This is a genomic window from Ornithinicoccus sp., from assembly GCF_057176825.1.
Genome location: NZ_CM169976.1, coordinates 3,638,326 through 3,651,417, shown reverse-complemented (window position 1 = coordinate 3,651,417; position 13,092 = coordinate 3,638,326). Strand labels below are relative to the sequence as shown.

Here is a 13,092-nt window from a genome sequence, read left to right as displayed (position 1 = left end):
GGTAGGCGCCGTGGACCCGATCCAACCCACCCAGAGTCCGCCGGGCGCAGCCGTCGAGCAGCCGGGAGCAGGCTTCGAGTCCCCGGGAGCAGGCTTCGCGCCCCCGGTGGGGACCCCGGAGCAGGCTGCCGCGCTCAGGGCCGACCTGCTCGAGTGCGGGTACACCGTCGACCGGGTGCAGGAGTTCCTCGGCCCGGTCGCCGCGGGGGCACTGCACCGGGGGCACACCGGGCCGGCGGTTCGTGCGACTCAGGACGCCCGCGAGGGCGGCGAGGCCGGCACGCTCGGCACGCTGATCCGCTTCTGGGTCCTGGGGCTCCCCGTCGCCGACGGCGCGCTGGACGAGGCGCTGCCGCGGACCGGCTCGATGGGGCTGCGCACCATGGGGCTGTTGTCGGATGATCGGGCGCCGTGCGAATTGCGGCCCTATGGGGACGAGCAGCACGAGTGGTGGCTCGCGTCCGACCACGGGGAGACCACCGTCGCAGGCCCGTTGCCGACCGACCACGTCCTGGGCCTGGGCGGGGCCTCGGCCACCCTTGCCCACTGGACCCCCAGACCGGAGGTGGACAAGGCCCTCGACCTGGGCACCGGGTGCGGGGTCCAGGCGATGCACCTGTCGGGGCACGCGCAGTCGGTCACGGCCACCGACATCTCGGTCAGGGCGATCGCCTACGCCCGCTTCAACGCCGTCCTGAACGACCTGCCCCTCGACCTACGGACGGGCTCGCTCCTCGACCCAATCGCCGGGGAGCAGTTCGACCTCATCGTGTCCAACCCACCGTTCGTCATCACCCCGCGGGCCGAGGGTGTGCCGGTCTATGAGTACCGCGACGGCGGGGGCACCGGCGACACTCTGGTGGCCGAGCTTGTCCGGTCTGTCGCGGACCATCTCCGGCCCGGGGGGATCGCCCAGCTCCTGGGCAACTGGGAGACCGGCCTGGGGGAGGACTGGCGCGACCGGGTCGGTGGCTGGTTGGAGGGGACCGGGCTGGACGCCTGGGTGGTCCAACGTGACACCCAGGACCCCGCGGAGTATGCCGAGACCTGGGTCCGCGACGGAGGTCACCGCCCGGGGACACCAGAGTTCGAGGAGCTGTATGACGCCTGGCTCGCCGACTTCAGCAGCCGCGGGGTGGAGGAGGTCGGCTTCGGCGTGATCACCCTGCAACGGCCCGCGACGGACCGGGGGCCGTGGCGCGACTTGGTCGAGGAGACAGGGGCTGTGGCGCACCCGATGGGTCCCACCGTGCTGGCTGGGCTCAGGACGCGGACCTGGCTGGCGGAGCACACCCGGGACGACTTGCTCGACCGGGCCTGGACCGTGGCCGCCGACGTCACCGAGGAGCGAGTCGGCCGTCCCGGAGCGGCCGACCCGACCGTCATCCAGCTCCGCCAGGGCGGGGGGCTGCGTCGAACGGTGCGGCTGGACACCGTCGGCGCCGCCCTCGTCGGGGTGTGCGACGGAGAGTTGACCGCCCGCCAGGCCCTCCAGGCGATCGCGGGACTCCTCGGGGTCGACGCAGCGGCGACCCTCGACACCGGTGGGGACCTGATCCACGAACTGGTCGCCGCGGGGATGCTCACCCACCCTGAGATGACGCACTGAGGAGTACTGATGACCCGTTATCGAACCGGCCGCGCAGCCGGCGCACTCGCACTCTGCCTCACGCTCGCGGCCTGCGGCGGCTCGGGCAGTGGCGGGCTGGTCGCGGGGGAGGACTACACCGTGCTCGGGGCGCTGGCCGAGTTGCCGCACTCGTCGGCGGAGGGGGTGTTAGTCAGCACTGGCGACCTGACCGCGGCCGGTGAGCTCGCCGGACTGGAGCGACCCGAGGACGGCGAGGACTTCGCACGGTGGGCGAGCCGGCTCAGCGGACTACCCCAGGACCGGGAGTTTCTCCCCGTCTACGTGCCCCTGCCGCAGCTGTTCGTGTCGGCGCTGGAGCGGGACGCGCAGTTCGCCGAGGAACTCGGCTGGTCACCGAGCGACGTCGACGCGTTCACCGAGATGCACGCGGCGCCCGAGTCGTTCACGGTCGTGACCGGCGACCTGCCGGAGGACGCCCTGGCCGGGCTCCCCGAGGTCGCCGACGGGGTCTCCACCGCCGGTGAGGGGGAGGACGGCCAGATCAACCCCTCCGACTCCACCCCAGCGCGCCAGCTCGGCGTGCCCCTGCGGATGGCACAGGCGGACTCGAGGCTCGCCGCCTCACCCAGCACCACCGCCGTGTCTGCGTGGGTCGCCGGGGAGGCGGACACCTTCGCCGACCACGCGTCCTACGCGGCGGTGGCCGAAGCGCTGGACGAGGCCGATGTCGTCGGGGCGGTCCTCGGCCCGAGCCGGCCCCTGGACGTGTGGAGCATCGCCGGCCGGCCGGGCGCTGAGGACGATGCGGCGGCGGCCATGGAGCGACTCGAGGAGATTCACGGGGACCTGGGGTCGGTCTCCTTCGACGTGCTGGGCATCGGCTTCGGCGTGGAGGGCGAGGAGGCGGTCGTGACCCTCGCCTACCACTTCGCCTCCGAGGACGCCGCGAGCGAGGCGGCACCCGGCCTCGAGCGCCGCTTCGCCGACTCCGAGAGCATCCAGTCGGGCCTCCCGTTGAGCGACCTGGTCACCGTCCGGGACGCCGCTGTCGATGGTCCGGTCGCGGTCCTCACCCTCGGCATGGTGGACGGCCGCTCGCCCCAGACCGTGGTCTCGATGTACAGCACCGGGGAGCTCCCGTTCGTCAGCCCGTAACTGCGCCAGGAGATAACCCGTAGCAGCGACAGGGGATAAACAGGGGTGAGGCAGGCGCCGGACCTGCTTATGCTGCTCTGGTGCCAAACGCCTCCGGATCGACACTGGTCAGGCTCCTGCGGACACACCTGGCGCCGTATGCCGGCCTGGTCGGGCTCGTGCTGGTCCTGCAACTGGCCAGCACCATCGCCTCGCTGTTCCTGCCCAGCCTGAACGGCCGCATCATCGACGAGGGGGTGGCGCTCGGGCTGACCGAGCCGATCCTGCGGCTCGGGGCGGTCATGCTCGGCGTCTCCCTCCTGCAGATCACGGTGACGATCGCCGCGACCTACCTCAGCTCACGCACCGCCGCCTCCGTGGGGCGCGACGTGCGCGCCTCCGTCTTCGACCGGGTCGCCAGCTTCAGCGCCCAGGAGGTCGGCCGCTTCGGCGCGCCGACGCTGATCTCCCGGTCGACCAACGACGTCACCCAGGTGCAGATGGTGCTGTTCATGGGGCTCACGCTGATGGTGACGGTGCCGATCATGATGGTCGGCGGGGTGGTGATGGCGCTGCGTGAGGACGTCGGGCTGTCCTGGCTGATGGCGGTCGCGGTGCCGTTGCTGGCGATCTTCGTCGCGCTCGTCATCCGCAAGATGGTGCCCCAGTTCACGCTGATGCAGGAGTCGGTCGACTGGGTCAACCGGATCCTGCGCGAGCAGATCACCGGGATCCGGGTGGTCCGCGCCTTCGTCCGCGAGGACCACGAGCGCGCCCGGTTCGCCGAGGCGAACACGCAGTACACGGGGACCGCCCTGGCCGTGGGCAAGCTCATGGCGATGGTCTTCCCCGTCGTGATGTTGATCTTCAACGCCTCGACGGTGGCCGTGCTGTGGTTCGGCGCGCACCGCATCGAGGGCGGTCAGATGCAGATCGGCGCGCTGACCGCCTTCATGTCCTACCTGATCTTCGTGCTCATGTCGGTGATGATGGCGACCTTCATGGCGACCATGATCCCGCGTGGTGCGGTGTCCGCGGGCCGCATCGTCGAGGTGCTCGACACCGAGACGAGCGTGCGTCCTCCGGCCAGACCGGAGCCGATCCCGGCAGGGCCGGTCCCGGTCGAGTTCCGGGAGGTCACCTTCGCCTACCCCGGCGCGGAGGAGCCGGTGCTGCGGGATGTCTCGTTCACCGCGCGGCCGGGCCGCACCACGGCGATCATCGGGTCCACCGGGGCGGGCAAGTCCACCCTGCTGTCCCTGATCCCCCGGCTGTATGACGTGACCGCCGGGTCGGTGCGGATCGGCGGCGTCGACGTGCGGTCGGCCGGGTTGGAGGAGGTGTGGGGCCGGATCGGGTTGGTGCCGCAGAAGCCCTACCTGTTCACGGGAACGGTCGCGGACAACTTGCGCTACGGCGACGTTGACGCCGACATCGAGCAGCTCTGGGAGGCGCTGCGGATCGCCCAGGGCGCCGACTTCGTGCAGGAGATGTCGGAGGGGATCGACTCCCCGATCGCCCAGGGCGGCGGCAACGTCTCCGGGGGTCAGCGGCAACGGCTCGCGATCGCCCGGGCCCTGGTGCGCCGCCCCGCGGTCTACCTCTTCGACGATTCCTTCTCGGCCCTCGACCTGACCACCGACGCCCGGCTGCGTGCCGCGCTGGAGCCGGTGACCGCCGACGCCACGGTGATCGTGGTCGCCCAGCGGGTGTCGACCATCATCGACGCCGACCAGATCGTCGTCCTGGAGGACGGGGAGGTGGTCGGCACGGGCACGCACGAGGAGCTCCTTGCCAGCTGCACGACATACCAGGAGATCGTCCAGTCCCAGCTCGTGGCGGAGGTGGCGCCGTGAGCGAGGGGATCAAGTCGGCCGAGGAGAAGGCCGCCGAGGAACGTCGCGGGCCGCGGCCGACCCACGGGCAACCCGGCGGGGGGCTCGGGGTCCCGGCGGAGAAGCCGACCCACTTCGTGGCCAGCGCCAAACGGCTGCTCGGCCTGCTGCGTCCGGACCGGGCACTGCTCCTCGTGGTCGTGGTCCTGGCCGCGGTCAGCGTCGTGCTCAACGCGGTCGGGCCCTACATCCTGGCCCGGGCCACCGACCTGATCTTCGCGGGGTGGATCAGCACGCAGATGCCCCCAGGGGTCAGCCAGGACGAGGTCGTGCAGGAGTTGCGGGACACCGGCGAGGACAGCATGGCCGACATGATCGGCGCGATGGACTTCCTGGTCCCCGGGCAGGGCATCGATTTCCCGGCGGTGGCCGAGGTGCTGCTGTGGGTCCTGGGCATCTACCTGGTCGCCTCGCTGCTGTCCTGGGTGCAGGCCAGGGTGCTGGTCGTGGTCGTCAACCGGACGATCTACGGGCTGCGCCGCGATGTCGAGGACAAGCTCAACCGGTTGCCGCTGCCCTACTTCGACCGGCAACCCCGGGGGGAGCTGCTCAGCCGCGTCACCAACGACATCGACAACGTCTCGCAGAGCCTGCAGCAGACGTTGAGCCAGCTGCTGACCTCGCTGCTCACCGTGGTCGCGATGGTGACCATGATGTTCGTGATCTCGCCGACGTTGGCGCTCGTGGCGCTGATCACGATCCCGGTTTCCATGGTGCTGACCGCCGTGATCGGCAAACGGGCGCAGGCCTACTTCATCCGGCAGTGGCGGCACACCGGCGAGGTCAACAGCATCGTCGAGGAGTCCTTCACCGGGCACGAGCTGATCAAGGTGTTCGGGCGGCAGGAGGAGAGCCGGCGCGCCTTCGACAAGGCCAACGGCGACCTGTACTCCGCCGGGTTCGGGGCCCAGTTCGTCAGCGGCATCATCATGCCGACGATGATGTTCGTCGGGAACCTGAACTACGTGGTCATCGCGGTGCTCGGGGGGCTCCGGGTCGCCTCCGGCACGATGAGCCTGGGCGAGGTGCAGGCCTTCATCCAGTACTCCCGCCAGTTCACCCAGCCGCTGACGCAGGTCGCCTCGATGGCCAACCTCATGCAGTCTGGGGTGGCCTCGGCCGAGCGGGTCTTCGAGTTGCTGGACGCGCAGGAGCAGCAGCCCGAGAGCGGTCAGCCGGTCACCCTGCAGGATCCCCGCGGTGAGGTCGCGTTCGAGGACGTCGCGTTCTCCTACGACCCGGAGCGTCCGTTGATCCACGACCTGGACCTGCAGGTGCGCCCTGGGCAGACGGTCGCGATCGTCGGGCCGACCGGTGCCGGCAAGACCACGTTGGTCAACCTGCTGATGCGGTTCTACGAGCTGGACTCGGGGCGGATCACGCTGGACGGGGTGGACATCACCGCCCTGACCCGGCAGGGTCTGCGCTCGCGGATCGGGATGGTGCTGCAGGACACCTGGCTGTTCCAGGGGACGATCCGGGAGAACATCGCCTACGGTCGGCCGGAGGCCTCGGCGGAGGAGATCCAGCAGGCGGCCGAGGCCACCTACGTGGACCGGTTCGTGCACTCCCTGCCCGAGGGGTACGACACGATGCTGGACGCCGAGGGCGGCAACATCAGCGCCGGCGAGAAGCAGCTGGTCACCATCGCCCGGGCCTTTCTGTCCGACCCGGCCCTGCTCATCCTGGACGAGGCCACCTCCTCGGTGGACACCCGCACCGAGTTGCTGTTGCAGCACGCGATGAACGCGTTGCGCAGCGACCGGACCAGCTTCGTCATCGCCCACCGGCTCTCCACGATCCGGGACGCCGATCTGATCCTGGTGATGCAGGACGGCGCGATCGTCGAGCAGGGCACCCACGAGGAGCTGCTCACGGCCGGGGGTGCGTACGCCGCGCTCTACCAGTCGCAGTTCGCGGGGTCGGCCGTGGACGTCGACGAGGAGGGGCCGTGACCCAACTCCTTGCGCTGTGGCAGAAGTCCTCCCGGGTGCCGATGGGACGGCGCGCCTTCTCCCTCGCGTTCGCGCGCAAGGCCCCCTACTTCGCCACCGTGCGGCCCGCGTTCACCGTGATCGAGCCCAACCGTGCGGAGCTGGTCGTGCGCAAGCGGCGCAGGGTGCAGAACCACATCGGCACCCTGCACGTCATCGCGGTCTGCAACGGGCTGGAGGCCGCGATGGGCGCGCTCGCCGAGGCGTCCGTCCCGGCGGACAAGCGGTGGATCCCCAAGGGGATGGAGGTGACCTATCCCGCGAAGGCGGACACGGACGTGACCTGCATCGCCGAGACGGACCCGGCGGCCTGGACCGGGGAGGACCCGGACGTCCCGGTGCGCGTCAGGGCAGTCCGCACCGACGGCGCCGTCGTGGTGGAGGGGGTCATCCGGCTCTGGGTCACGCAGAGGAGACCGTGACCCACGACGCTGGAAGGTCTGGACTCTGCAAAATCTTGCGAGAAGCCGTGGCTTTCGCGACAAAGCGGACCTAGGGTGCTGTCGACGAAGGCTGGCGGGTGCGCCGGCCCGGCACCACCACCCGACCCGCTGAGATCACTGGAGATCCCATGGCCCGCTTCCTGCCCCCGACCCTGTGCGCGGCAGCGCTCGTCGTCACCGCGGCCGCCGGCCCCGTCGGGGCGTCCCCGACGGAGGTCACGGCGGCACCTGCCGAGGAACGTGTGGTCACCCTGGTGGGCTCGCTGCAGGACGAATTGGGGTGCGCCGAGGACTGGATGCCCGCCTGTGAGACCACCCGGCTGACGCCGACGGACGAAGACGGGACGGACGAGGAGGGGGAGGGCACGGCCTACCGCGGCACCTTCGAGGTGCCCGCGGGCGAGTGGGAGTTCAAGATCGCCCTGGACGGCGGGTGGGAGGAAAGCCACCCGGCCGACAACCTGCCGCTGGTGCTGGAGGGCCCGGCCACCCTGGAGTTCGGCTACCACGACGGGACCCACGCGGTGACCGTGGCGCCGACGGAGCTCGCCGGCGACGACGTGAGCGCGCAGGACCGGGCCCTGGCCGGGGAGAGCCTGCGCGAGCCGGTCACGGGGGAGCAGTTCTACTTCGTGCTGGCCGACCGGTTCGCCAACGGCGACCCCTCCAACGACCGGGGCGGGCTGGACGGCGACCGGCTGGAGCACGGGTTCGACCCGACCGACAAGGGCTTCTACCACGGCGGCGACCTGGCGGGGATCCGGGAGCAGCTGGACTACATCGAGGGGTTGGGGACCACCGCGATCTGGCTCACGCCCTCGTTCAAGAACCGTCCCGTGCAAGGCAGCGGGGCGGACGCCAGCGCCGGCTACCACGGCTACTGGATCACCGACTTCACCCAGATCGACCCGCACCTGGGCAGCAACGAGGAGATGACCGAGCTCATCGACGAGGCGCACGAGCGGGGGATGAAGGTCTACTTCGACATCATCACCAACCACACCGCCGACGTGATCGCCTACGAGGGCGGGGACACGGCATACATCAGCAAGGAGACCAGCCCCTACCGCGACGCCGACGGGGAGATCTTCGACGACGTCGATTACGCCGGGACCGACAGCTTCCCCGAGATCGACCCGCAGATCTCCTTCCCCTACGTGCCCGAGTTCCGCACCGAGGAGGATGCGACCGTCAAGGTGCCCGAGTGGCTCAACGACCCGCGGCTCTATCACAACCGGGGGGACTCGACCTTCTCCGGCGAGTCCAACACCTACGGCGACTTCGTGGGGCTCGACGACCTGTGGACCGAGCGGCACGAGGTGGTCGACGGGATGGTCGACATCTACTCCACCTGGGCCGACTTCGGCATCGACGGCTTCCGGGTCGACACCGTCAAGCACGTCAACATGGAGTTCTGGCAGGAGTTCAGCCCGCGCGTGCTGGAGTCCGCGCGGGAGGGCAACCCCGACTTCTTCATGTTCGGTGAGGTCTACGACGGGGACCCGCGGGTGATGAGCGAGTACACGACGACGGGCGGGATGCCGGCCACCATCGACTTCGGCTTCCAGGGGCGGGCCGTCGACTTCGCCAAGGGTGCGGCGACGACCGGGCTGCGGGACCTCTACGCGATGGACGACTACTACACCGACGCCGACTCCAACGCCTACCAACTGCCCACCTTCACCGGGAACCACGACATGGGCCGGGCCGCGATGATGCTCGCCGGGTCCGGGCACGAGGGGCAGGACCTGCAGGACCGGGTCGAACTGTCCAACGCCCTGATGTTCCTGACCCGTGGCCAGCCGGTGGTCTACTACGGCGACGAGCAGGGCTTCATCGGCTCGGGCGGGGACAAGGACGCGCGGCAGGACATGTTCGCCACGCAGGTGGAGCAGTATGCCGAGGAGCCGGTGATCGGGGCCCCCTCCGGGAGCATGGACCGGTACGACACCGACCACCCGCTCTACCGGCAGATCGCCGGGCTGGCGAAGCTGCGCGCGGAGCACCCCGCGCTGGTCGACGGCGCCCAGCAGCACCGCTACGCCTCCTCGGGCGCGGGGATCTTTGCGGTGAGCCGGTGGGACACCGACCGCAATGTCGAGTACCTCGTGGTCGCCAACAACTCCACCGAGACCGCCTCGGCGACGTTCCCGACGGGCAGCCGGTCGATCGCCTTCCGGGCGCGGTACGGCGACACCGGCACGCTGCGCAGCGACACCGAGGGCAGGGTCACCGCGGAGGTCGCACCGTTGTCCGTGGAGGTCTGGGAAGGGCGGGCGCTGCCCCGGTCCCGCAAGGCCCCGCAGGTGCACCTGGTCACCCCGTCCCCGGACGGTCCGGGCGGCACCACGGTCGGGGGCCGCGCCGAGATCCGGGCGGCGGTGCCGGCCACGGCCACCGCCCCGGCGGCAGGCTCGGCCTTCGCACAGACCACGCTGGCCTACCGCCCCGTCGGCACTGAGGCGTGGACGGTGCTGGGCACCGACGACAACGCGCCCTACCGGGTATTCCATGACGTGACCGACCTGCCGCACGGCACGCTCCTGGAGTACCGCGCGATCCTGCAGGACGCGCACGGCAACCTCTCGGTCGACTCCTCCTTCGGCATCGTGGGGGAGCCCGGCGGGGGCGGCACCGACCCCGGCCCGGGGCCGGTCGACCCGGTCGAGCAGCCCGACTTCGTGTCGGTGCCCGGTTCGCACAACACCGAGATGGGTTGTGCCGGCGACTGGGAGCCGGCCTGCGACCAGGCGCAGCTGAGCCTGGACGAGGACGACCAGATCTGGAAGGGGACCTACGACCTGCCCGCCGGCGACTACGCCTACAAGGCGGCCATCGACCGCTCCTGGGATGAGAACTACGGCGCGGGCGGCGAGCCGGGCGGCGCCGACATCCCCTACACCGCCCCCGGTGGGGACGTCACCTTCTACTACGACCACGCCACCCACTGGGTGACCAGCGACGTGCAGGACCCGGTGCTCACCGCGCCGGGGAGCTTCCAGTCCGAGCTGGGCTGCCCGGACGACTGGGCGCCGGACTGCATGCGGCCCTGGCTGCAGGACCCCGACGGCGACGGCACCTACACCTGGTCCAGCACCGAGGTGCCCGCCGGCAACTACGAGTTCAAGGTCGCCCACGACCTGTCCTGGGACGAGAGCTACCCGGCGGACAACGTCGCGGTCAGCGTCCCCGACGATGGGGTGGTCCTGACCATCAGCTACGACCTGGAGACCCACGAGGTGACCGCAACCACGTCCGAGGCCGGCGTCGCGCCGGACCTGACCGCAGCCAAGGCCTACTGGCTCGAGCCGGGCCTGCTCGCCTGGCCCGCCGACGGCATACCGGAGGGCGCCGACCCCGCCCTCCTCGCCTGGCGCCTCTACGCGGCCCCGGACGGGGGTCTGGCGATCGACGCCGAGACGCTGACCGGCGGCACCTCCGTCCCGCTGACCCTGGACCCGCAGGGGCTTCCCGAGGAGGTGCTCGAGCGGCACCCCGCCCTGGCGGACTACCTCGCGCTGCGGTGGGACGGGGCGGACGCGCAGGACGCGGCCGACCTGCTGCGCGGGCAGGTCGCGGTCGCCCTGCACGACGACCTGGGCAGGGTCCGCGATGCCACCGCGGTGCAGGTGCCGGGCGTCCTCGACCAGCTGTATGCCGAGGGAGCCAGCAGTGCCGACCTGGGCGTGACCTGGGATGACGGGGTGCCGACGCTCGCGCTCTGGGCGCCGACCGCGCAGCAGGTGGACCTGCTGGTGTGGCCGGCGGGTGCGGGTGACGACGCGCCCGTGGAGGAGGCCAGCCGGATCGATCTGGACCGCGGCGCGGACGGGGTCTGGAGCGCCGAGGGCGGGCCCGACTGGGCGGGGCGCAACTATCTCTACGAGGTCACCGTCTTCGTGCCCGCCACCGGTGCCGTCGAGACCAACCTGGTGACCGACCCGTACTCGGTGGCGCTCACCCTCAACTCGACCCGCTCGGTGCTCGTCGACCTCGCCGACCCGGCGCTGGCGCCGGAGTTGTGGCGGCAGGCCACGCCGCCGGCGCTCGGGGACGAGGTGGACCAGATGATCTACGAGCTGCACGTCCGCGACTTCTCGGTGAGCGACCCCGACGTCCCGGAGGCGCATCGGGGCTCCTACCTGGCGTTCGCCGATGACGGCTACGGCACCCGGCACCTGCGGGCGCTCGCCGACGCGGGGATGAACACGGTGCACCTGCTGCCGACCTTCGACATCGCCTCCATCGAAGAGGATCCTGCCGAGCAGACCGAGCCGGACTGCGACCTGGAGTCGATGGCCCCGGACAGCGAGGAGCAGCAGGCCTGCGTGAAGGCCCAGGCGGGCACCGACGCGTTTAACTGGGGCTACGACCCGTGGCACTTCTCGGTGCCGGAGGGCTCCTACGCCTCGTCCGCGGAAGCTGCCCACGGCGGGGAGCGGGTCGTGGAGTTCCGCACCATGGTCGGCGGCCTGCACGATGCCGGGCTGCGGGTGGTGCTGGACCAGGTGTTCAACCACACCGCCGAGTCCGGTCAGGGCCAACGCTCGGTCCTGGACCGCGTCGTGCCGGGCTACTACCACCGCCTCAACGCCATGGGCCGGGTGGAGACCTCGACCTGCTGCCAGAACGTGGCCACCGAGCACGCGATGGCCGAGAAGCTGATGGTCGACTCGGTCGTGCTGTGGGCCCGGGACTACAAGGTCGACGGGTTCCGCTTCGACCTGATGGGACACCACTCGGTGGAGAACATGGCGGCGGTGCGGGCCGGCCTGGACGCCCTGACCGTGGAGCAGGACGGGGTCGACGGCTCCGCCGTCACCCTGTATGGCGAGGGCTGGGACTTCGGGGAGGTGTCCGGCAACCGGTTGTTCCGCCAGGCGATCCAGGGACAGCTCACCGGGACCAGCATCGGCACCTTCAACGACCGCATCCGGGACGCCGTGCGCGGCGGTGGGCCCTTCGACGAGGACCCCCGCATGCAGGGCTTCGGCTCCGGCCAGTTCACCGACCCCAACGGGGCACCGGTGAACGGCGACGAGCAGGAGCAGCAGACGAGCCTGGCGCACGACACGGACCTGGTCCAGCTGGGGCTGGCCGGCAACCTGCGTGACTACACCTTCCGCAGCGCCGAGACGGGCGACCCCGTGGCCGGGTCCGAGATCGACTACAACGGGGCCCCGGCGGGCTACGCCGAGGACCCGGACGAGGTCGTCAACTACGTCGACGCGCACGACAACGAGACGCTCTTCGACTCCCTGGCGCTGAAGCTGCCGGTCGCCACCACGATGCAGGACCGGGTGCGGATGAACACCCTGTCCCTGGCGACGGTCACCCTCGGGCAGGGCCCGGCGTTCTGGCACGCCGGCGCGGACCTGTTGCGCAGCAAGAGCCTGGACCGCAACAGCTACGACAGCGGCGACTGGTTCAACCTGCTCGACCTGACCCTGACCGACAACGGCTTCGGCCGTGGCCTGCCCCCGGCGGAGGACAACGAGGACAAGTGGGACTACCTGGCCCCGCTGTTGGCCGACGCGGACCTCGCCCCGGCGCCTGACGACATACAGGCCGCGTCCGCGCAGGCCCTGGACCTGCTGCGGCTGCGGGAGTCCACCCCGCTGTTCCGCCTGGGGTCGGCCGAGGCGATCGGGCAGAAGGTGACCTTCCCGGTGTCCGGCACCCAGGACGCCCACGACGGCGTGATCGTGCTGCGGATCGACGACACCGCCGGGGAGGACGCCGACCCGGAGCTGGACGGCCTGGTCGTGGTGTTCAACGCCACGCCGGAGACGGTGGCCCAGGCGGTGCCCGGGCTGGAGGGCGCCGCGCTGGAGCTGTCGCCCGTCCAGGTGGCGGGCGCCGACGAGGTGGTCAGGGAGTCGTCGTGGGACCCCGCGTCCGCGACCCTGACCGTGCCCGCCCGGACGGTGGCGGTGTTCGTGCAGCCCTGATGGGTTACGGTGTGGCCGGTCACCCCCTGACGTCGACGTCGCGACGAATCCGCGACACGTCGGAAGGTGCAGAAAGAGGTCGTC

The 13,092-nt window shown here is 70.9% G+C and carries 6 protein-coding genes; all 6 read left to right on the top strand.

Annotated features, from left to right (window positions below):
* Nucleotides 1-10 precede the first annotated feature (10 nt).
* The 6 genes from AC1QRC_RS18160 (at nt 11) to pulA (ending at nt 13,008) form a co-directional block, all read left to right on the top strand.
* A complete protein-coding gene (locus tag AC1QRC_RS18160) occupies nt 11-1,609 on the top strand; it encodes a DUF7059 domain-containing protein (protein WP_484204634.1) in 1,599 nt (532 codons plus the stop codon).
* Nucleotides 1,610-1,618: 9 nt separating this feature from the next.
* The gene (locus AC1QRC_RS18155; protein ID WP_484204633.1) at nt 1,619-2,746 is read left to right on the top strand and encodes a hypothetical protein; all 1,128 of its coding nucleotides are present in this window, start codon (nt 1,619-1,621) and stop codon (nt 2,744-2,746) included.
* A gap of 80 nt (nt 2,747-2,826) precedes the next feature.
* Nucleotides 2,827-4,581 carry an ABC transporter ATP-binding protein gene (locus tag AC1QRC_RS18150; RefSeq protein WP_484204632.1) on the top strand — a complete coding sequence of 585 codons (1,755 nt, stop codon included), beginning with the start codon at nt 2,827-2,829 and terminating at the stop codon, nt 4,579-4,581.
* Entirely contained in the window at nt 4,578-6,575 is a 1,998-nt protein-coding gene (locus AC1QRC_RS18145) for an ABC transporter ATP-binding protein (RefSeq protein WP_484204631.1), read from the top strand. Before AC1QRC_RS18150 ends, AC1QRC_RS18145 begins: the two co-directional genes overlap by 4 nt.
* Nucleotides 6,572-7,036, top strand: a complete 465-nt coding sequence (locus tag AC1QRC_RS18140) for a hotdog fold domain-containing protein (RefSeq protein ID WP_484204630.1) — start codon at nt 6,572-6,574, stop codon at nt 7,034-7,036. The genes AC1QRC_RS18145 and AC1QRC_RS18140 overlap by 4 nt, the downstream gene beginning before the upstream one ends.
* 149 nt (nt 7,037-7,185) lie before the next feature.
* A complete protein-coding gene (gene pulA / locus AC1QRC_RS18135) occupies nt 7,186-13,008 on the top strand; it encodes a pullulanase-type alpha-1,6-glucosidase (RefSeq protein WP_484204629.1) in 5,823 nt (1,940 codons plus the stop codon).
* Nucleotides 13,009-13,092: the final 84 nt, after the last annotated feature.